The following is a 20257-nucleotide window of genomic DNA, read 5'->3' as shown; positions in this document are numbered from 1 at the left end:
GGATCAGCCGAGGAAGATCCCCAGGATCACCAGCATCAGGCCGATCACCGACAGGAAGAGCGCGCCGAGGTTCAGCGGCAGGACCTTCTGGACCGCCAGGCGCAGCTCCTCGTCCGACAGGTTCGCGCGGCGCGCGCGGTTGACCTTCACGATCGACCAGACCAGCCCGGCAAGCCCCACCAGCGACACCACCGCACCGCCCCAGATCAACAGTTCCATCATCCCGTCCCGCACGTTTCAGACTGGCCGCAGGCGGTAGATCATGCCGGGCCGCGATGCAAGCCTCGCGCCCCCTTGCGGGAGGGGTCGGGGGACGGTAGGGGATGAGCTTCGGGTTGCATGGAGGCAGACATGGAAGATGGCGTGATCGACAACGGCGAGGCCAGCTACCGGGTGACGGCGAACGAGCTGCGCCAGTTCATCGAGCGGATCGAACGGCTCGACGCAGAGAAGAAGGACCTCGCCGAGCAGCAGAAAGAGGTCATGGCCGAGGCCAAGGCCCGTGGCTACGACACCAAGGTGATGCGCAAGGTCATCGCGCTGCGCAAGCGCGACAAGGACGACATCGCCGAGGAAGAGGCGGTGCTCGAGATGTACAAGGAAGCGCTCGGGATGACCTGAGCGCCTTCGCGCTGACGGGAGGGGAGCAATGACGGAAAAGGTGTGCCTGATCACCGGGGGCGGCAGCGGCATGGGTGCCGCCGCGGCCCGCGAGATGCACAAGCGCGGCTACAGGCTGGCGCTGATGTCGCCCTCAGACAGCGCGGCGACGCTGGCGGGTGAGCTGGGCGGCGTCGCCCACCGGGGCCGGGCCGAGGAGGCGGCGGACACGCAGGCGCTCTTCGACCTGGCGATGGAGACCTGGGGCCGGATCGATGCCGCGCTGATCCACGTCGGCGGCCCGCCCAAGGGCGACCTGCTGGACATTTCCGAGGACGACTGGGACCGGGCCAATGCCATGGTCATCAAGCCGGTGATCCGTATGGCCAAGCTGCTGACGCCCGTCATGGAGGCGCAGGGCGGCGGGTCGATCGTGAACATCACGACCTTCTCGGCGCTGGAGCCGTCGCTGACCTTCCCGACCTCGAGCGTCTACCGCGCCGGGGTCTCGGCCTTCACCAAGCTCTATTCCGACCGCTACGGTCCGGCCAACATCCGGATGAACTGCCTGCTGCCGGGGTTCACCGACAGCCTCGACCTGCCGCAGAAGTATGCCGAGATGTCGGCGCTTGGCCGCCTTGCGCGGGCCGAGGAGCAGGGCAAGGCCGCGGCGTTCCTGCTGTCGGACGACAGCAGCTACATCACCGGGCAGAGCCTGCGGGTCGACGGCGGGGTCACGCGGGCGCTCTGATCCGCAACCGGCCTACACACACCACACGTAAAAACGAAGACGGGCGCCGAAGCGCCCGTCCTTGCCTGCGCGGTCCGACCCGAGGGGATCAGAAGCGCTTGGTCAGGCTCACGTTCACCGTCCGGGGCGCGCCGCGGAAGTTGAACACGGTGGTGCTGCCGACGCGCGTGTAATAGTCGCGATCGAAGAGGTTGTTCACCGACACCTGCAGCCGCGCATCGTGGCCGAGGTCCTTGGCCACCATCGCGTCGACCACGGCATAGCCGCCGGCCTCGATCCCGTTGGACGAGAAGCCCGACATCGCGGTGACGCGGCCGCCGACGCTCCAGCCGTCCAGCCGGCCGCCCTCGAAATCATACATCACCTGCAGCTTGGCCATGTGTTCGGGCGTGTATGTCGAGAACGGTTCGCCGCTGCTGGAGCCGCTGAGGTAGACCGTGTCGGTGTAGGTGTAGCCCGCCGCCAGGTGCAGGTTGGGCAGCACCTCGCCCGAGGCCTCGAATTCGGCCCCGCGGACGCGGACGTCGGCCGCCTCGTAGCTGGTACTGGTAACCCGGATCGGCGAATTCTCCTCCTCCATGTGGAAGAGTGCGAAGGAGAGGTTGAGGCCTGCGCCCACCTCGGCCTTCACACCGGCCTCGTACTGCGTCGCCTCGCGCGGGGCGAGGATCGCGTCGCTCGCGTCGCGCAGGGTCTGCGGCTGGAAGATCTCGGTGTAGCTGGCGTAGAGCGTGACGTTGTCGCGCAGGTCGTAGGTCACGCCGGCGTAGGGCGTGATCTTGCCGTCCTCGTCCAGGGTCTCGGTCGTCGCGGTCAGGTTGTTGGTGGCGTCGAGGTCGTACCAGCTGATCCGCGCACCACCGATCAGGGTCAGGCGATCGACCGGGTTGACCCGCACCTGGGTGTAGAGGCCGCGCGACAGCAGCTCGTCCGTGGTGTTGCCCTCGGCATAGTCGAGGGTCGGCGCGGTAGTGCCCGAGGTGTCCCAGTCGTCGAGGTCGAAGCTGCCCGCGATCCGGCCGCGGTCGGTCAGCGTGTCGGCCTTGACCCGCTGGATGTCGGCGCCGACGATCAGGTTGCCCTGCACGGTGCCCAGGGTGAAAGGCAGTTCGGCGTGCGCGTCGGCGGCCAGCGCCGTCTGCTCGAACTGGCGGCCGAGGTAGGCGAGGCCGTTGACCACGTTGTCCGCATCCGCGGCGCTGCCGGCATAGGCATAGAGGAAATCGGCCTCCTGCCGGGAACTGCGGAGCGAGAACTTCAGCCGCCCGCCGTTGGCCATCAGGTGCTCGGCCGCGATGACCGCGTCGGTGGTCGCGTTCTCGAAATCGTTCCAGTAGGCGCCAGTGGTCGTCCCGACGTCGAGCCACAGCAGCTCGCCCGAGGCGTTGGTCGGCAGGCCGTTGAAGGGCGAGATGTCACGCTCCATATGCGCCAGGCCGAAGGTCAGCGTGGTGTTGGGCGACACGTCCCAGGCCAGGGTGCCGTAGATCGATTTCACCCCGTTCGAGGCGCCGTCGACAAAGCTGTCGCCATCCTCGTAGGCGCCGACGATCCGGCCGCGCAGGGTGCCGCTTTCGTTCAGCTTGCCCTGGGCGTCGGCCTCGATCCGGCCGCGTCCGACGCTGGACCAGCTGCCCGCGACATAGCCGGTCGGCTCGGTCTCGGTGGCCTGCTTGAGGCGCATGTTGATCGACCCGGCCGGTTCCCCGGTGCCGATGAAGAGGCCGTTGGGGCCTTTCAGGATCTCGACGTGGTCGACGATCGAAAGGTCGGGCTGGGTGCCGTAGATCGACGACACAGGGGCGGGAAGGCCGTCGAAGAAGAGATAGTCGAACTCGTAGCCACGCGAGAAGAGCGAGGAGCGGCCGCGGTCGTTGTTCAGCACCATGATGCCCGGCGTGTCCGCCAGCGCGTCCTCGAGCGCGGTGTAGCCGCCGTCCTCGATCTGCTTGCGGGTCACCACGGTGGTCGATTGCGGCACGTCGCGGGTGGACATGGCGGCCTTTTCGCCCACCGACACCAGGTCGGAAGTGTAGCTGTCGCTGCCCTCGGTCTCGTAGCTCGCGCCGTCGATGTTGATCGCGTCGAGCTGGTAGGCCTCCTGCGCGCCGGCGGTGGTGGACAGGACGGTCACCAGCGCGGTGCCGGCCAGCAGGGGGACGGTCCGGGCGGCTTTGCCGCGGCGGCACGGGGGAAGGGACGACATGGGCACTCCTTGAAAGCTGACTATTTTTGTCGTTTACTAGGGCGCGCTTGATCCGGCGGCCAGTGGCGGATCTTCGCCGGACGGTCAGAGACCTTTGCGCAAGCGCCAAAATCGGGTGGGACGGGCAGGCATGCAGATCAGATTGACCGACATCGAACGCCACGCGCACCTGTCCGGCGACGGCTTTGGCGCGACGCTGCCGTCGGAACGGGTGGTGCTGAGCGGCGGACGCGACATGGCGGCGCTGCCGTCGGGGCTGGTGGTGCACACCCTGGACGCGCAGGCCGCCGCCGATTTCGAGACGCGGGTGATCCGGGCGCCGAACTTCCTGCTGCACATCGTGCTGGCGGGGCCGGTGCACGCCACGCTCGGCGGGCGCGACATGGGGTTGGGCCGGGCCCCGGGCGCGCCGGTCCGGGTCTGTTTTTCGGCCACCGGCGCCCCGGCTGAATTCCACCGCCGCGCCCTGCGGGGCGAACAACTCTGCAAGGTCAACATCCGCGCCGACTGGGACTGGCTGGAGGCACGTGGCGTGACGCGCGACGAGGTGCTGGCCGGGGCCACCGCGCGGACCGGCGGCTGGACCGCTACGGTCGAGGAGGTGGCCGCCGCGGAACGCCTGCTGACCACCCCGCCGCCGCTGGAACGAGAGGCGCTGGCGACCGGCCTGCTGGCCCGCGCGCTTGGCCGTTTGACCGGTGCGGCGGGCGAGGGCGGGCTGCGCACCGCCGAACGCGAGAAGCTGGTGCGGATGGAGGCCTTTGCCGCCGCGCCCGGGCCGCTGCCCTCGCTGGAAGAGATCGCGCGGGCGGGCGGCATCAGCGTCTCGTCGATGCGGCGGCTGTTCCAGCGGGCGCATGGCCTGTCGGTCCTGTCCCGCGTCCGCGCCCTGCGCTTTGCCCGCGCGGCCGAGGCGCTGCGCGCCGGGGCCAGCGTCGCGCAGGCGGCCCACGACTCGGGATATGTCTCGCCCGAGGCCTTTGCCACCGCCTTTCGCCGGGCGACCGGGCAGTGCCCCTCGACCCTGCGCGCGCAGCCGAACTGAGCGTCTGGGGCCACGCGACCATCCGAACGGCGCCCCGCGGCGCCGGGTGCTTGCCAAATGCCGGCCGCCGGGCTTGACTGGCGCCACCAGGCAGGAGGCTTTGATGACCGACACACCCGCGAAAACGCTCAAGGAATTGCGCAGCCTCTACGGCAACGACAAGGGCACCGCGTTCTACGATCCGCGGCTCAAGGCGGTGGCAGACGGCATCTTTGCCGAAGGCGGTCGCCGGGCCTGGCCGTTTGCCGGGGTGTCGACCCTGCTGGATGCACCGTTCTGGCCGGATGCGGCGGGCACGCTGGCCGACGGCGGCCGGATCGAGGGGCTGGATGTCGCGCTGGTCGGCGTGCCGATGGACCTGGGCGTGACCAACCGGGCAGGCGCGCGGCGCGGGCCGAAGGCGGTGCGCGAGGTCGAACGGATCGGGCCCTGGAACCGGGTGATGGACGTGGCGCCGATGCAGGTGCTGAAAGTGGCCGATATCGGCGACGTGCCGATGCGCTCGCGCTACGACCTGACCTCCTGCCACGAGGATATCGAGGCGTTCTTTTCCGCGCTCGCCGCCTCGGGCATTCCGCCGCTGACGGTGGGTGGCGATCACTCGATCTCGCGCCCGGTCCTGAAGGCGCTGGCCGAGGTGCACGGGCCGCTCGGGATGGTGCATATCGACGCCCATGCCGACACCTCGGGCGTCTACGAGGGCGCCAAGTTCCACCACGGCGGCCCGTTCCGGCAGGCCGTGCTCGAGGGCAGCCTCGATCCGCAGCGGACCATCCAGATCGGCATCCGGGGCGGGGGCGACTACCTCTGGGAATTCTCCTATGCCAGCGGCATGACCGTGATCCACGCCGAGGAGGTGGCCGAGCTGGGCCTGCCCGCCGTGATCGCCAAGGCGCTGGAGGTCGTCGGGGCCGGCCCGACCTATGTCAGCTTCGATGTCGACAGCCTCGACCCCGCCTTCGCGCCCGGCACCGGCACGCCCGAGGTCGGCGGCCTGGCCCCGCGCGAGGCGATGGCGCTGATCCGCGGGCTCAAGGGGATCGACATCAAGGGCGGCGACGTGGTCGAGGTCGCACCGTCCTACGATCCCACGTCCAACACCGCGCAGGCCGGGGCACAGATGCTGTTCGAACTGCTCTGCCTGATGGCCTTTGCGCCCGGCCGCTGAGGGCAGGGAACCTCCGGAATGATCGCGCGAAGTCTCAAAACCTTGATTGGTTGTTTCAACCGCTTTCCCCTAGACCGGATCGGGTAGAGGGATGATCAAGGACAGGACGCGCATGTTGCGACGGCTTTCGGTATGGGTTCGCGGTTCGGCACTGGCACTGGCCACGGGGGCTGCGCTGGCAACGCCCGCACTGGCCGAGCCGAAGTCGCCGGTGGTCGTCGAACTCTTCACCTCGCAGGGCTGTTCGTCCTGCCCGCCGGCCGATGCCTTCTTTGCCACCCTGGCCCCGCGCGAGGATGTGATCGCTCTGGGCCTGCACGTCGATTACTGGGACTACATCGGCTGGAAGGACGTCTTTGCCGATACCAAGTTCAGCCGCCGGCAAAAGGCCTATGCCCGCCACGCCGGGCGGCGGTCGGTCTACACCCCGCAGATGATCATCCAGGGCGCGGAGGACGTGGTGGGCACCCACCCGATGGACGTGTCCGAGCTGATCATGCGCTATCTCGAGGCACCGTCGAACGTCACGCTCGACGTGGAGCGGAGGGCGGACGGGCGCGTCGGGATAGAGGCGACGGCGCACAAGGCCTATGACGCGCCGCTGCAGGTGCAGGTCGTGCGCTATGACCCGACGGCCAAGATCGACGTCCTGAGGGGTGAGAACGCGGGTCGGACGCTGGTCTATTCCAACATCGTCCGCGACTGGCAGACGATCGGCGAATGGGACACGCGCCAGCCGCTCGACATCGACGTGGACGCCCCCGGAGACACCCCGGTCGTGGTGATCTTACAGCAGAAGGGCCCGGGCCCCATCGAGGCCGCGGCGCGGCTGCACTGACGGTGCGGGCCGGGCACGGGTCAGGTCAGCGGCGGCCCTCCTGAACCGCGCGCCAGCGGCGGTGTATCCACATCCACTGGTCGGGGTTCGCGCGCACGCGCGCTTCGAGGGAATCGTTCAGCGCCTGCATCATCGTGGCCGGGTCGCTCGGCGGCACTGGGGCCTCGACCTCGACCCGGAAGCTCAGGCCGTCGGGCTGACGCACGGCATAGACCGGGATCAGCGGCGCGTCGTACTTCAATGCCATCTCGGCGGGCGAGGGCGCCGTCATCGCGGTCTGGCCGAAGAACCGCAGCGGCAGCCCGTCATCCATGTGCTGGTCGTGCAGGATCGCCACCGGGTTGCCGGCGCGCAGGTACTTCACCATCTCGGCCAGCCCGCGCCGGGTGCGCGGAAAGAGCGGCTTGGTCGCCGCTTCCATCGCGGCCACGTAATGCGCGTTGAACGGCGCGTTGCTGAGCGGGCGGTAGAGCGTGCCGACCCCGCCGTAGAGATCACTCATCAGGATGCCGATGCAGCCGTAATCGCTGTGATGGCCTGAAACCAGGATCAGCGGCCGTTTCGCGCGCGCTGCAGCATGCAATGCGTCCGCGCCCGGCCCCTCGAAGGTGACACCCTTGAGGCGGGCGCGAAACTCATCGGGCGAAAAGAACTCCATCACCGTGCGGCCCAGCTCGGCCGGGACGGCGCGGACCAGCCGGGTCTTTTCCGCCTCGGGCAGGTCGGGCCAGACGAGGTCGAGGTTGTCGCGGATGCGTTTGCGCCAGCCCGCCATCGGGGCGATCACGGTGGTGGTGAGATTGGCAAAGGCGCGCAGCCGGGTCTCGTAGGGCAGCAGCCGCATGGCGCCCAGGGCCGCCATCAGGGTGGCGTTGATCGCCTGGTCGCCGATCCGCTTGCCCAGGGGGCGGTCGTCGGGCGCCGCGCCGCTCATCCGCCGCTCCTTGCCTGAAGGTGCCTCAGCGGGCCCCGTTTTCGCGGTACCAGACATAGAGGCCCGAGGCCACGATCACAAGCGCGCCGACCCAGGTCCAGAGATCGGGCCAGTCGCCGAAGAAGACGATCCCGAAGAGCGTCGCGTAGATCAGGCCGACATAGCCGAAGGGCGCGAGCATCGCGGCCTCGCCCGCGGTGAAGGCGCGGATCAGGAGGAGCTGGCCGATGGTGCCGAAGCTGGCGAGCATGAGCATCAGCATCGCCATCTTCCAGGTCACCGGTTCCCAGTGGAACGGCACGATGCAGCTCAGCACCACGGCGCCGAAGAGCGCGCCGTAGAAGAGCGAGGTCCAGGGATCCTCGGACCGGCCGACGTAACGGGTGGTCAGCATGTAGCCCGAGTAGCAGACCGCCGCGCCCAGCGGGTAGAGTGACCAAACCGAGAAGACGCCGCTGCCGGGCCGGATCACGATCATCGCCCCGATGAGCGAGGCGGCGATGGCGGCGACGCGGCGGGGCCCGACCTTTTCGCCGAGGAAAAGCGCGGCGCCCAGGGTGATCAGCACCGGGTTCACGTCCATCGTCGCGGTCGCCTCGGCCAGGCCGATGTGGCTGACGCCGAAGAAGAAGAACGTCGTCGCCCCCATCAGGAAGAGCGACCGCAGCAGCTGCAGTTTCGGGAAATGGGTCCGCGTGACGCTGCCGATGCGCGGCAGGATCAGCACGGTGACAAGGATCGCCTGTCCCGCGTAGCGCGCCCAGAGGGCCATGACGGTGTTGGCCTCTTCCGACATCGCCTTGGCCGTCGCGTCGAGCGAGGCAAAGAAGAAGATGCCCACCACCATCAGGAGGATGGCGCGGCTGTTGTCCTGCGCAGGCGTGGTGGCGGTGACCATCAGGCGCGCCGCCCGGGAACGGGGCGCGCCGGCACGGTGGCAGGGAAAGGGGCGTGAGCTGTCGACATGCCGCAGCCTTAGGGCCGGGGCGGGGGATTGTCCACGGGGGCCGCGGGCACGAACGCCCTTGCCGAAATCGTGCGGTTCAGGCCTCTTCCTCGTCGTCGATCAGGAGGAGGAGATCGCCCGCCGCCTCCATCTCGCGGATGGTGTTCACGATGTCGGTCATCGCGGCCTCGGCATCCTTGGCCTTCACCTTGCCCATGTCCTTGGCGTCCTCGCGCAGCTGTTCGGCCAAGCGGCCGGACATGTTGCCCAGCAGGTAGTCGGCCGCCTTCGCCTCGGGTCCCTCGCCGCCGAGGCAGGCGGCCAGCGCGGTGACCAGCGCGGCCTGATCGACATTGCGCACGACCTTGGGCACGTCGCGCGGCGCGATGCGTTCGGGGATGTTGGTGAAGGTAAAGATCGCGCGGCGGACCTGTTCGGCAAAATCGCTGTCGCGTTCGTCCAGCCCGGTCAGCATGTCGTCGCGGGTCTGAGCGGTCGAGAAGTTGAGGATCGCGCCCACCATCTCGGCCGGGCCCTTGTCAAAGACCGACCCGCGCCGGGCATCCACCTGCGCGGCGATGGAAAGGCCGATCCGTTCCAGCGCCTCGGGCGTGACGCCGGTGGTCTGGCTGATGGCATAGGTGATCCGCCGCGCGCGGTCGCCGGGCAGGGCGCCCAGGACCTGCGCGGCCTTGCCGACGTCGAGCTTGCTTAGAAGGATCGCGCCGACCTCGGTGCTTTCCTGTTCAAGGAGGGGGAGCACGTCCTTGACGTCGAGCGCGCGGATGCGGTCCCACGGGTCGCCCGCCTGCTTGACGCCCGCCTCTTTCCTGAGCCGCGCGGCGGTGTGCGCGCTGATCCGGCCGTCGAGCGCGTGCAGCGCCCCGGCCAGTCCGTTCGGAAAGGTCAGGCCCAGCCCCTCGAGTTCGTTGGCGAATTCCTCGACCACCTCTTCAAGGGTGGCGCGGTCGATCGGGCGCATGGTGCCGATGATGTGGGTCAGCTCTGCCTGCATCTCGTCCGGCAGGTCCTTGAGCGGCAGGTCCGCCCCGTGCACGACCAGCAGCCGCACGATGATCGCGGCCTTCTGGCGGCGCGTCAGCGAGGCGCCGCCGGTGCCCTGCGGCGTCAATTGTCCCAGCGGCGCGAGATTGCCCATCCGTCCCTCAAGTCCTCGAACCCCGTCAGGCTAGCCGAGGATTGGTGAACGCGGGGTTTAGACGGGCAGGGTGGTCAGCCGGTCACCTGCTGCACGCAGGCCTTGGCGTTGCTGTCCCAGACAAAGCCATCGGCGCAGGAACTGGCCTGCTGCTCGTGGTAGGTGCAGGACGCATAGGACAGCGCCGGCAGGAGGGTGAGGATCGTGGCCGTCAGGATCCTGCGAAGCGTCATGTCGAGATCTCCCGGTTGTATGCCGGAAAGGTAGCATGACGCAGCGTCAGGGCAAAATACGGATCGGCGGCTGGGTGCAGAAACGGCGGCGCCTCGCGATCATGTGATCGGGGCGCCGCCGGGCGGATCAGCTTTCGCCGAAGACCCGCTTGAAGATCGTGTCGACATGCTTGGTGTGGTAATCCATGTCGAACTTCTCGTTGACCTGGTCCTCGCCGAGCGCGGCGACCACGTCCTTGTCCGCCAGCAGCTGCTCGCGGAAATCGACGCGGTCTTCCCAGACCTTGAGCGCGTTGCGCTGCACCATCGCATAGGCGTCTTCGCGCGACACACCGGCCTGCGTCAGCGCCAGCAACACCCGCTGCGACATCACGAGCCCGGGGAACTTGTTCATGTTGTCGAGCATGTTCTCGGGGAAGATCAGCATCTTGTCGACGACACCGGCCAGACGGTTCAGCGCGAAGTCGAGGGTGATCGTCGCATCGGGGCCAATGCCGCGTTCGACGGAGGAGTGCGAGATGTCGCGCTCGTGCCAGAGGGCCACGTTCTCCATCGCCGGGATCACCGCCATGCGGACAAGACGGGCAAGGCCGGTCAGGTTCTCGGTCAGCACCGGGTTCTTCTTGTGCGGCATGGCCGAGGAGCCTTTCTGGCCCATCGAGAAGAACTCGGCCCCCTCAAGCACCTCGGTGCGCTGCATGTGCCGGATCTCGATCGCGACGTTCTCGATCGACGACGCGATGACGCCGAGCACGGCAAAGAACATGGCGTGGCGGTCGCGCGGGATCACCTGGGTCGAGATCGGTTCGGGCTTGAGGCCCAGCTTGGCGCAGACGTGTTCCTCGACCGCAGGGTCGATGTTGGCGAAGGTGCCGACCGCGCCCGAGATCGCGCCGGTGGCGATCTCTTCACGGGCGGCGGCCAGGCGCGCCTTGTTGCGGTCCATCTCGGCGTAAAAGCGGGCGAAGGTCAGGCCCATCGTCGTCGGTTCGGCGTGGATGCCGTGGCTGCGGCCGACGCGCACGGTCATCTTGTGCTCCATCGCGCGCTTCTTCAGCGCGGCTAACACCTTGTCCATGTCGGCCAGCAGGATGTCGGCGGCGCGGGTCAGCTGCACGTTCAGGCAGGTGTCGAGCACGTCGGACGAGGTCATCCCCTGGTGCACGAAACGCGCCTCTTCCGACCCGACATGCTCGGCCAGGTGGGTGAGGAAGGCGATGACATCGTGCTTGGTGACGGCCTCGATCTCGTCGATCCGGGCCACGTCGAACTCCACGTCCTTGGCCTTCCACACCGCATCGGCATTCTCGCGCGGGATGACGCCAAGGTCGGCCATGGCGTCGCAGGCGTGGGCCTCGATCTCGTACCAGATGCGGAACTTGGTCGCGGGCTCCCAGATCGCGGTCATCTCGGGGCGGGAATAGCGGGGGATCATGGGCGCGGCGCTCCTTTACCTTGGTCGCCGCGGTCTTTACTCCCGGGGGGGCGATTGGGCAAGGGAAGGGCGGCATGGCGCGGCAATTGCGGGAGTTCGAGGGCAGCTGGCGCTTCTCGCGCCGGGTCGAGAACGCCACCGGTCCCGACGCGGTGATGGAGGGGACGGCCCGGTTCACCCCCGACGGCGCGGGCCTGACCCTGCACGAAAGCGGAGAGATGCGGCTGGACGGGCAGGGCGCGTTCCAGGCCGAGCGGCGCTATCTCTGGCGGGCAGGGCCAGGGCGGATCGTCGTCCTCTTCGACGATGGCCGGCCGTTCCACGATTTCGACCCGGACGAAGTGGCGCCCAGGGCCGAGCACGCCTGCGACCCCGACCATTACCGCGTCGCCTATGACTTCGCGCGCTGGCCCGACTGGCAGGCGGTCTGGCAGGTCCGTGGCCCACGCAAGGACTACGTGATGCGCACGCTCTATCGCAGGTCGTGACCGACCGGCGCGGGCGTTTTTCCTATGCGACCGGATTGACGCGGGATCACCGCGGTCGCCGTGTCGGATCCGGCCGCCTGTCGGCGCCCGCACCCCTTCGCGAAACCGGGGTCGTGGACGGCGGTGCCGGTCACCGGGCACCACGCGGCGTGATGCCTGTCCGGGAATGCTGCTTGCGCAGCGAGGCGGGCTTGGGCAGAACGGAGACGACATCTTAACTTGGAGGTAGTGATGCAGCAGACGATGACCGGACGGGTGTTGACCGAGGCCTTCGGCCCGAGCGAGGGCCTGGGCCTGCGCCTCAAGCAGGCGGCGCTTGTGGTGGCGGGGATCGCGTTCCTCGCGATCATGGCCAAGATCAAGGTGGCGGTGCCGCCGTCGCCCGTGGCCGTCAACATGGGCACCTTCGCCGTTCTGACCATCGGCGCGGCCTATGGCGCACGGCTCGGCCTGGTGACGATCCTCGGCTACATGATCATCGGCGCACTCGGCTTCGACGTGTTCCAGTCCTCGACCGCAGAGCTTTCGGGGATCGAGTACATGATGGGCGGCACCGGCGGCTACCTGCTGGGCTACGTCATGGCCACGGTCCTGCTGGGCACGCTGGCGCGGCGCGGCTGGGACCGGTCGGTGCTGTGGATGGCGTTGGCGATGTTCCTCGGCAACGTGATCCTCTACGTCCCCGGCCTGCTGTGGCTGGGCCAGGTCTATGGCTTCGACAAGCCGATCCTGGCCTGGGGCCTGACGCCCTTCGTGGTGGGCGACCTGCTGAAACTGGCGCTGGCGGCGATGGTTCTGCCGGCAGCCTGGAAGCTGGTCGGTCGCGCGCGCGGCTGAGACGCGCCAATCCAGAATATCGGAACGCGGCCCTTTCGGGCCGCGTTTCCATTTGTGCATACTGAACACGGACACGGGAGGGCGACATGGCGAAACTCGGGATCATCGGCGGCAACGGGATGCTGGGCACTGCTATAGCGCGCGGCCTTCTCGACAGCGGGATGGCGGGTGGCGATCTCTGGATCAGCAGCCGCTCGGGCAGGGCGGGGCCGCTTGACGATGTCCCCGGCCTGAACGTCACCAGAGACAGTGCCGAGCTTGTTGCGGCATGTCCGGTCGTGTTGTTGTCGGTGCCGCCGGCGCAGGCAGACCACATCGGGGTCGACGCGGCGGACCGGCTGGTGATCTCGGTCATGGCGGGGGTCACGCTGGACAGGATCGGCCGGATCACCGGCGCCCGCCGCATGGTCCGTGCCATGTCGAGCCCTGCGGCCGCCCGGCGGCTGGCCTATTCGCCGTTCTACTGCGGCGTCGGAGTGACCGGGGCCGACCGGGCCGCGGCCCGCGCGCTGTTCGCGGCCGTCGGCCTGACCGACGAGGTGCCCGACGAGGCTCAGATCGATGATTTCACCGCGATGACCGGGCCGGTGCCGGGCTTCGTGGCTCTTTTCGCGGATGCGATGGTCCAGTTCGCGACCGACCGTGGCATCGCGCCGGAGGTTGCCGACAGGGCCATTCGCCAGCTTTTCCTGGCCAGCGGACAGCTCCTGTCGGAAGAGGAGGCCACGCCCGGAGCCCAGGTGCAGGCCATGCTGGACTATGACGGCACCACCGCGGCGGGGCTGCGCGCGATGATCGACAGCCCGCTGACCCGCACGATCGCGGAGGGTCTTGACGCGGCCGCCCGGAAGGCGCGCGAGATCGGCTAGACCAGTTCGGTCTCGATCCGTGCCGCGCGTTCCAGCGACTTGTGGACCGGGCACTTGTCCGCGATCCCGTGCAGCTTGGACCGCTGGTCGTCGTCGAGCGGCCCGTCAAGGCGGATGCGCCGGACGAACCGGTCGACCTTCACCTCTCCGGTGTCGCCCGCATCCTGGGCGTGGACCTTGTCGTGGCAGACGTCGACCTGCACGTGATCCAGCGGCCAGCCCTTGCGGCGCGCATACATGCGGATCGTCATCGAGGTGCAGGCGCCGAGCGCGGCAGACAGGAACCCGTAGGGCGACATGCCCTGGTTGGTGCCGCCGTAGCTCTCTGGTTCATCAGCAATGACATGATGATAGGGGCCGCTGTTAATGTCCTGCATGAATCCGTCCGGGTCGGCCTCGGACACCCGCACCACGCCCTCGGGCGCGCCGGGCGGCGGCGCGGGCGGGTTCAGTTCGACATAGCGGGTGACCCATGCCGCGATCACCTCGGCCGCGTACTCGGCGTCTTCGGGCCGCGACACGAGGTGGTCGGTGTCGTCGAGGGTAACAAAGCTCTTCGGGTGCCGGGCCGCGTTGAAGATCTGGGCCGCGTTGTCGATCCCGACGGTGTCGTCGCGCGGCGCGTGCAGGATCAGGAGCGCCTTGTGCAACTGGCGGATGGCGGGGCCCAGCCGGGCGGCCTCGATATCATCGACAAAGGCGCGGCGGATGGTGAAGGGGCGCCCGGCCAGCGATACCTCGGCCGCACCGTCGCGGCGGATGGTGTCGAGCGCGTCGCCAAAATTGTGCGTGGCATGGCCCGGGTCGAAAGGTGCGGCGATGGTGACGACCGCGCGGGCCGAGGGGATGTCAGCGGCGGCCTTCAGCATGGCGGCCCCGCCCAGCGAATGGCCGATCAGCAGCGAGGGCGCATGACCGTCGAGCGTCAGCCGTTCGGCGGCACAGACCAGGTCGGCAACGTTCGAGCTGAAGGTGGTGTTGGCGAATTCGCCCCCGGAATGCCCAAGCCCGGTGAAATCGAACCGCAGCACGGCGATCCCCATGGCCGCCAGCCGTTGCGAGATCCGGCGCGCGGCGGCGATGTCCTTGCCGCAGGTGAAGCAATGCGCAAAGAGCGCCGTCGCCAGCCTGGGCCCCTCGGGCAGGTCGAGCCGCGCGGCCAGCAGGGTGCCGTCATGACCGGGAAAATCGAAACGGCTGGTCGGCATGAAGGCTCTCCCCATTGTTGCCCGGTGACCCTGCGCGGGCATCCGGGGCGGGGCAAGGCCGGATCCTGCAGCGTCACGTGGAGTTGACGCTTGCGATGCGCGGGGCCAGCCCGCAGAACTCCGGTATGGAACCGATCTTTCAGTCACGCCTGCCTTACGGGGCCGCCGACCGCCGCCCGCTTCCGGGCATCCAGCCGCTGGACCCCGCCGAATGGCTGGTGCAGGACGATGCCTTTGCCGGGCAGATGCGGGAACGCGAGCGCCTGCTGTCGGAAAGCCGCGACAAGGTCATCGCGCTGCAGCCCGAGGCGCGGCCCGCTGCCGAGGAGCTGCTGGAGACGGTTCTGGCCTTCCTTTCAACCCGTGAGGGATACGCGGTGGACGGCGATCGCGTCTGTCGGCCCGACGGCGTGACGGTCACGGTCGACGCGGCGGACGTGATGGGCACGCTGGGGCGGCTGGTGCAGGAAGACCTCTGCCTCATGGAGAAGCGCGAGGGCGAGGCGGAGCACGTCCTGACCGGCGCGGTGCTTTGCTTCCCCTCGGCCTGGACGCTGGCGCAGAAGTTCGGCCACCCGCTGCTGCGGATCCACGTGCCGGTTCACGAATACGACGAGGGCATCGGACGTCGGGTACAGCGGCTCTTCGACGGGGTGCAGCCCGGCCGGCCGCTCTGGCGGTTCAACTGGCTGCCGACGGATGACACCAGCCTCTTCCGCCCCAAGCTCGAATTCGCGGACAAGATCCGGCGTGAGGGGCTGCCCTACCTGCGCAGCGAACGGCAGACGATCCTTCGCCTGCCGCGGACGCGGGCGGTCGTGTTCGGCATTCACACGTTCCTGGTGCGGATCGAGGACGCCTGAGGCGCGATCAGAACGGCAGGGCCTGCAGGGTCGATGCGACGGCTTCGGTCCAGCCGAGGCCCGCCATGGCAAGTGCGGCGGTCAGCGTGACCACGGCAACCCGGCGTTCGAGGCGCGGCGCGCGCGGCGCGTTGGCCACGATCTCGGGCGAGAGGTCGGTCTCGACGCGGAACACGTCCTGCAGCGATTCCCCCGACACGATGACCACCGGCGTCGGGGCGGGTTTCGTCTGCGGCGCGGGCGCGGGGACGTGGCCGGCCCAGTCGGGCAGGCGGCGCGCGGCTTCGAGCTTGGTCACGAAGTCGGCGTAGTCGACCACGGAGCCCTCGGCGCGCAGGTAGGTGTCGGGGCGCACGCGGCGCGGCATCAGGCGGGGGGCTTCGTCGGCCACTTCGTCCTCGGCCACGACGGCGCCGCGGATCGAGGCGACGGTGGTCTGGAAACGGTGGGCGCTGAACGGCGCGCTGCCCTGCCACTGCACCTGGCTGGCGGCGGTGGCTTCGATGCCGGCATGCAGCAGTTCGGCCAGGATCGCCTCGGCGGCGCCCGCGTGGCCAAGCGGCAGCGGCGCGCGTTCCGTCAGCGTGAACTCGGCGGCCAGGACGGTGTTGCCGTAGCCGTCTTCGAGGTCGCAGAGCGCGATGTCGAGGGTGAGGTAGTCGTTGCTCAGGACGAGGCCGTCGATTCCCTTGCGGGTCTCCTCCAGCTGGCCCAGACCGAACATCGTGAGCGCCTGGCGCGCCGGGGCGCGCAGGTCGTCGATGTGGACGTCCATGTCCTCGGGGAGGATCAGGCTGACGTGGTGGGCGTCGTGCTGGAGCAGCATAACAATCTCCGAATCTTTCTCGTACCTGCGGGTTTCTTCCCGCTCGGGACTCAGTCTTGCCGCCAAATGCGAAAAAAGTTGGATGGCAGGTTTCGCAAATTGGGCGAGATCCGCAGATTCCGGGTCGCGCCGCCACATTCCCGTCCCGATTGTCGCGGTTGTGCCCCAATGCCGGAAAACGCTGGGGCAATTGTGGCGAAGGCGTCGCGATCTCTGTCAAATGCTGCGGATCGGCCCGCCCTGTTTCCGCGCAGTCAGGCGTGTTTCCGCCGAAGGGCCTGCATCCGGGGCAGGGGCGGTACGAAAAAGGGCGCCCGGTCGGGGCGCCCTTCGTGTCTTGTCTCGTGCCGGAGATCAGCAGGAGTAGTACATCGCGTATTCCACCGGGTGCGGCGTATGCTCGTACATTTCCAGCTCGTGCATCTTCAGCGCGATATAGCCTTCGATCTGGTCCTTGGTGAACACGTCGCCGGCCAGCAGGAAGTCCATGTCCTTCTCGAGCTCTTCCAGGGCCTCGCGGAGCGAGCCGCAGACGGTCGGGATGTCGGCCAGTTCTTCCGGCGGCAGGTCGTAGAGGTTCTTGTCCATGGCTTCGCCCGGATCGATCTTGTTCTTGATGCCGTCCAGGCCGGCCATCAAGAGCGCCGAGAACGCCAGGTAGGGGTTCGCCGACGGATCGGGGAAGCGGGCCTCGACGCGCTTGGCCTTCGGCAACTCGGTCCACGGAATACGGACGCAGCCCGACCGGTTGCGGGCCGAGTAGGCGCGCAGGACGGGGGCTTCGAAGCCGGGGATCAGGCGCTTGTAGGAGTTGGTGCCCGGGTTGGTGAAGGCGTTGAGCGCCTTGGCGTGCTTCAGGATGCCGCCGATGTACCACAGGGCTTCCTGGGAGAGGTCGGCGTACTTGTCACCTGCGAAGAGCGGCTTGCCGTCCTTCCAGATCGACATGTTCACGTGCATCCCGGTGCCGTTGTCGCCCTTGATCGGCTTCGGCATGAAGGTCGCCGACTTGCCATAGGCCTGGGCCACGTTGTGAATGACGTACTTGTACTTCTGAAGCTCGTCGGCCTGCTTGGTCAGGGTCGAGAAGATCAGCCCCAGCTCGTGCTGGCAGGACGCCACCTCGTGGTGGTGCTTGTCGACGTTCATGCCGATGCGCTTCATCGTCGACAGCATCTCGGCGCGGATGTCCTGGCCGTCATCGACGGGGTTGACCGGGAAGTAGCCGCCCTTGATGCCCGGACGGTGGCCGGTGTTGCCCATCTCGTAGTCGGTGTCGGTGTTCCAGGCGCCGTCGATCGCGTCGACCTCGTAGGAGACCTTGTTCATCGACACGGCGTACTTGACGTTGTCGAAGAGGAAGAATTCCGCTTCCGGGCCCATGTAGGCCGCGTCGCCGATGCCGGAGGACTTCAGGTAGGCCTCGGCCTTCTGCGCGGTGCCGCGCGGGTCGCGCTCATAGGCTTCGCCGGTGTCGGGTTCGACGACCGAGCAATGGATGCAGATCGTCTTTTCGGCGTAGAACGGATCGACGTAGACGCTGTCCGGATCGGGCATCAGCTTCATGTCGGAGGCTTCGATCGACTTCCAGCCCTCGATCGAGGAGCCGTCGAACATGAAGCCTTCTTCGAGGAAGTCCTCGTCCACCAGGTCTGCCACGACCGTCACGTGCTGCAGCTTGCCACGCGGGTCGGTAAAGCGGATGTCGACGTACTCCGCCTCTTCATCCTTGATAAGTTTCAGAACCTTATCGCTCATTCCCTATATCCCTTCCTTGATTAGGAACGTTGATTACAGCGCGTCCGATCCGGACTCGCCGGTGCGAATGCGGATCGCCTGTTCGACCGAGGAGACGAAGATCTTGCCGTCGCCGATCTTCTCGGTCTTGGCGGCGTCGATGATCGCCTCGATGGCGCTATCCACCTGGTCGTCGTCGAGGACAACCTCGATCTTCACCTTCGGCAGGAAGTCGACGACATACTCGGCGCCACGATAGAGCTCGGTGTGCCCCTTCTGGCGGCCGAAGCCCTTGACCTCGATGACGGAGAGGCCCTGAACGCCCACGTCCTGAAGCGCTTCCTTGACCTCATCAAGCTTGAACGGCTTGATGATCGCCTCGATTTTTTTCATGGGAAAACTCCTCGCCTGACCCGTCGGGTTGACCTCAGACCACTTTCGTCCGGGGCTCACAATTGGCTAACTGACCCTATCCAGTCTGTCGAGCGGGCGCGGCGAAGTCGTGCTCAGAATTAGGGCGAAGAGATTAAATCGTGGGCGGTTTGTGAAAATGGGTGGTTTGACCGGGCTTCTGACGGCCGAAGAGATGCGCGCGGCCGAGCGTGCGGCAATGGAAAGCGGCCTCGCCTCAGGGCGCGACCTGATGGAGCGGGCCGGGCGCGGCGTGGCGGATTCGCTCCTAGCGCACTGGCCGGACCTGGCGCAAGGGCCGCAGCGCGCCGCGGTGGTTTGCGGGCCGGGCAACAACGGCGGCGACGGGTTCGTCGTCGCCCGGCTGCTGCGTGACTGGGGGTGGGAGGTCGAGGCCTTCCTGCTCGGTGATCCCGACCGCCTGCCGCCCGACGCGCGGGCCAAACTCGATCGCTGGCAGGGACCCGTCGCCCGGTTGCCCGAGGCCGGAGCGGGGTTCGACCCAGACCGCTGGGACGTGATCGTCGATGCGCTGTTCGGCACCGGCCTGACCCGCGGATTGGCGCCCGAGGCGGGACTGTCGCGGCTGCTGCCCGGACGGGACCGTCCGGTGCAGGACCGACGGGCGCGTATCGTCGCGGTCGATGCGCCGTCGGGGCTCTGCCTCGACAGCGGGCGGGTGCTGGAAGGCGACGCGCTCTGGGCCGACCTGACGGTGACCTTCCACCGCGCCAAGCGTGGCCACTACCTGGCGGAGGGGCCGGGGCGCTGCGGGGCGCTGGCGGTGGTGGACATCGGGCTCGACCGGGCCGCGGGCCCGGCGGGGGTGCCGCTCTGCGCCGCGCCGCCGGGTGCGCGGGTCGATAAGGGTCGGCGCGGGGATGCGCACAAGTACGACCACGGCCATGCGCTGGTCCTGTCCGGCGGTGTCGGCCGGGGCGGCGCGGCGCGGCTGGCCGGGCGCGCGGCGCTGCGGATCGGGGCCGGGCTGGTGACGCTGGCCCCGCCGCCGGCCGCGCTGATCGAGAACGCGGCGCAGCTGACCGCGATCATGCTGCGGGCCATGCCGGATGGCGCGGCGCTGACGGCCATGCTCGAGGATGCCCGCATCTCGGCTCTCTGCCTCGGTCCGGGGCTGGGGACGGGGCAGCGAGAGGCGGGCCTGGTCGCGGCGGCATTGGACGCGCGGCGGCCGACGGTCCTGGACGCCGACGCCCTGACGCTGATCGCGGGCGACGACGACTTGCGCGCGCGGCTGCACGCGGGCTGCGTCCTGACCCCGCACGCGGGCGAATTCGCGCGGCTCTTTCCCGAGATCGCCGGGCGCCTCTCCGCCCCGGCTGTGCAGGGCCCCGCGATGTCGACCCTGGACGCCGCAGGCGCGGCGGCGGCCGCGGCGGGCTGCACCGTGCTCTTGAAAGGGGCCGCCACGGTAGTCGCGGCGCCGGACGGCAGGGCCGCGATCAACCCGGGCGTCTACGACCGCGCGGCCCCGTGGCTGGCGACGGCGGGGGCGGGGGACGTGCTGGCCGGTCTCATCGCGGGGCTGATGGCGCGGGGGCTGGCACCGATGCAAGCCGCCTGCGACGCCGCCTGGCTGCATGTCGAGGCCGCCCGCGCCTTTGGCCCCGGCCTGATTGCCGAGGATCTGCCCGAGATGCTGCCCGCGGTCCTGCGCACCCTGGCGTGAGGGCAAAACAAAG

21 protein-coding genes are annotated in these 20257 nt (G+C 68.4%); 10 read left to right on the top strand and 11 right to left on the bottom strand.

The window, feature by feature from the left end:
* Positions 1-3 precede the first annotated feature (3 nt).
* Positions 4-222 (bottom strand): hypothetical protein, encoded by a 219-nt coding sequence (locus ACE2AC_RS04955; RefSeq protein WP_375691008.1) that lies wholly within the window; start codon positions 220-222, stop codon positions 4-6.
* Between the two features lie 129 nt (positions 223-351).
* On the opposite strand from ACE2AC_RS04955, the gene ACE2AC_RS04950 reads away from it, so the two are divergent.
* A complete protein-coding gene (locus tag ACE2AC_RS04950; RefSeq protein WP_375691007.1) occupies positions 352-621 on the top strand; it encodes a DUF2312 domain-containing protein in 270 nt (89 codons plus the stop codon).
* A gap of 28 nt (positions 622-649) precedes the next feature.
* The gene (locus tag ACE2AC_RS04945) at positions 650-1351 is read left to right on the top strand and encodes an SDR family oxidoreductase (protein WP_375691006.1); all 702 of its coding nucleotides are present in this window, start codon (positions 650-652) and stop codon (positions 1349-1351) included.
* 88 nt (positions 1352-1439) lie between these two features.
* On the opposite strand, the gene ACE2AC_RS04940 is transcribed toward ACE2AC_RS04945, so the two are convergent.
* Complete coding sequence (locus tag ACE2AC_RS04940) at positions 1440-3557, bottom strand: TonB-dependent siderophore receptor (RefSeq protein ID WP_375691005.1); 2118 nt, start codon at positions 3555-3557, stop codon at positions 1440-1442.
* A gap of 130 nt (positions 3558-3687) precedes the next feature.
* Here ACE2AC_RS04940 and ACE2AC_RS04935 point away from each other — a divergent pair, with 130 nt between their 5' ends.
* From ACE2AC_RS04935 to ACE2AC_RS04925, 3 genes are all read left to right on the top strand, one after another.
* A complete protein-coding gene (locus tag ACE2AC_RS04935) occupies positions 3688-4602 on the top strand; it encodes a helix-turn-helix transcriptional regulator (protein ID WP_375691004.1) in 915 nt (304 codons plus the stop codon).
* A 103-nt stretch (positions 4603-4705) separates the two neighbouring features.
* Positions 4706-5770, top strand: coding sequence for an agmatinase (gene speB / locus ACE2AC_RS04930; protein WP_375691003.1), 1065 nt, complete (start codon positions 4706-4708; stop codon positions 5768-5770).
* Positions 5771-5882: 112 nt separating this feature from the next.
* Complete coding sequence (locus tag ACE2AC_RS04925) at positions 5883-6608, top strand: DUF1223 domain-containing protein (RefSeq protein WP_375691002.1); 726 nt, start codon at positions 5883-5885, stop codon at positions 6606-6608.
* A gap of 25 nt (positions 6609-6633) precedes the next feature.
* On the opposite strand, the gene ACE2AC_RS04920 is transcribed toward ACE2AC_RS04925, so the two are convergent.
* From ACE2AC_RS04920 to purB, 5 genes are all read right to left on the bottom strand, one after another.
* On the bottom strand, positions 6634-7542 hold the full coding sequence (locus ACE2AC_RS04920) for a lysophospholipid acyltransferase family protein (RefSeq protein ID WP_375691001.1): 909 nt from the start codon (positions 7540-7542) through the stop codon (positions 6634-6636).
* A gap of 25 nt (positions 7543-7567) precedes the next feature.
* Entirely contained in the window at positions 7568-8440 is an 873-nt protein-coding gene (locus tag ACE2AC_RS04915; protein WP_375691000.1) for a DMT family transporter, read from the bottom strand.
* 145 nt (positions 8441-8585) lie between these two features.
* The gene (locus ACE2AC_RS04910) at positions 8586-9647 is read right to left on the bottom strand and encodes a flagellar motor switch protein FliG (protein ID WP_375690999.1); all 1062 of its coding nucleotides are present in this window, start codon (positions 9645-9647) and stop codon (positions 8586-8588) included.
* A 74-nt stretch (positions 9648-9721) separates the two neighbouring features.
* Positions 9722-9880: a hypothetical protein gene (locus ACE2AC_RS04905; protein ID WP_375690998.1), complete on the bottom strand. Its 159-nt coding sequence runs from the start codon at positions 9878-9880 to the stop codon at positions 9722-9724.
* Positions 9881-10007: 127 nt separating this feature from the next.
* Positions 10008-11315, bottom strand: coding sequence for an adenylosuccinate lyase (gene purB, locus ACE2AC_RS04900; protein ID WP_375690997.1), 1308 nt, complete (start codon positions 11313-11315; stop codon positions 10008-10010).
* 74 nt (positions 11316-11389) lie between these two features.
* Between purB and ACE2AC_RS04895 the strand changes: the two genes are divergently transcribed.
* The 3 genes from ACE2AC_RS04895 to ACE2AC_RS04885 all read left to right on the top strand — a co-directional run bounded on the left by ACE2AC_RS04895 (position 11390) and on the right by ACE2AC_RS04885 (position 13509).
* Complete coding sequence (locus ACE2AC_RS04895) at positions 11390-11803, top strand: DUF6314 family protein (RefSeq protein ID WP_375690996.1); 414 nt, start codon at positions 11390-11392, stop codon at positions 11801-11803.
* A gap of 231 nt (positions 11804-12034) precedes the next feature.
* Positions 12035-12640, top strand: a complete 606-nt coding sequence (locus ACE2AC_RS04890; RefSeq protein ID WP_375690995.1) for a biotin transporter BioY — start codon at positions 12035-12037, stop codon at positions 12638-12640.
* 86 nt (positions 12641-12726) lie between these two features.
* Entirely contained in the window at positions 12727-13509 is a 783-nt protein-coding gene (locus ACE2AC_RS04885; protein ID WP_375690994.1) for a pyrroline-5-carboxylate reductase family protein, read from the top strand.
* On the opposite strand, the gene ACE2AC_RS04880 is transcribed toward ACE2AC_RS04885, so the two are convergent.
* On the bottom strand, positions 13506-14717 hold the full coding sequence (locus ACE2AC_RS04880; protein ID WP_375690993.1) for an alpha/beta fold hydrolase: 1212 nt from the start codon (positions 14715-14717) through the stop codon (positions 13506-13508). The two genes, ACE2AC_RS04885 and ACE2AC_RS04880, sit on opposite strands and share 4 nt — an antisense overlap.
* Positions 14718-14842: 125 nt before the next feature.
* On the opposite strand from ACE2AC_RS04880, the gene ACE2AC_RS04875 reads away from it, so the two are divergent.
* Positions 14843-15580, top strand: a complete 738-nt coding sequence (locus tag ACE2AC_RS04875; protein ID WP_375690992.1) for a DUF3445 domain-containing protein — start codon at positions 14843-14845, stop codon at positions 15578-15580.
* Positions 15581-15587: 7 nt separating this feature from the next.
* On the opposite strand, the gene ACE2AC_RS04870 is transcribed toward ACE2AC_RS04875, so the two are convergent.
* The 3 genes from ACE2AC_RS04870 to ACE2AC_RS04860 all read right to left on the bottom strand — a co-directional run bounded on the left by ACE2AC_RS04870 (position 15588) and on the right by ACE2AC_RS04860 (position 18536).
* Complete coding sequence (locus tag ACE2AC_RS04870; RefSeq protein ID WP_375690991.1) at positions 15588-16406, bottom strand: hypothetical protein; 819 nt, start codon at positions 16404-16406, stop codon at positions 15588-15590.
* Between the two features lie 354 nt (positions 16407-16760).
* Positions 16761-18164, bottom strand: a complete 1404-nt coding sequence (gene glnA, locus ACE2AC_RS04865; protein ID WP_375690990.1) for a type I glutamate--ammonia ligase — start codon at positions 18162-18164, stop codon at positions 16761-16763.
* Positions 18165-18197: 33 nt separating this feature from the next.
* The gene (locus ACE2AC_RS04860) at positions 18198-18536 is read right to left on the bottom strand and encodes a P-II family nitrogen regulator (protein ID WP_375690989.1); all 339 of its coding nucleotides are present in this window, start codon (positions 18534-18536) and stop codon (positions 18198-18200) included.
* 157 nt (positions 18537-18693) lie between these two features.
* On the opposite strand from ACE2AC_RS04860, the gene ACE2AC_RS04855 reads away from it, so the two are divergent.
* Positions 18694-20244 (top strand): NAD(P)H-hydrate dehydratase, encoded by a 1551-nt coding sequence (locus tag ACE2AC_RS04855; protein ID WP_375690988.1) that lies wholly within the window; start codon positions 18694-18696, stop codon positions 20242-20244.
* Positions 20245-20257 lie beyond the last annotated feature (13 nt).

The sequence above is a fragment of the Pseudooceanicola sp. LIPI14-2-Ac024 genome, from assembly GCF_042188925.1.
In the GTDB taxonomy this organism is placed as follows: domain Bacteria; phylum Pseudomonadota; class Alphaproteobacteria; order Rhodobacterales; family Rhodobacteraceae; genus Pseudooceanicola.
This window is presented reverse-complemented; position numbering and strand designations above follow the sequence as displayed.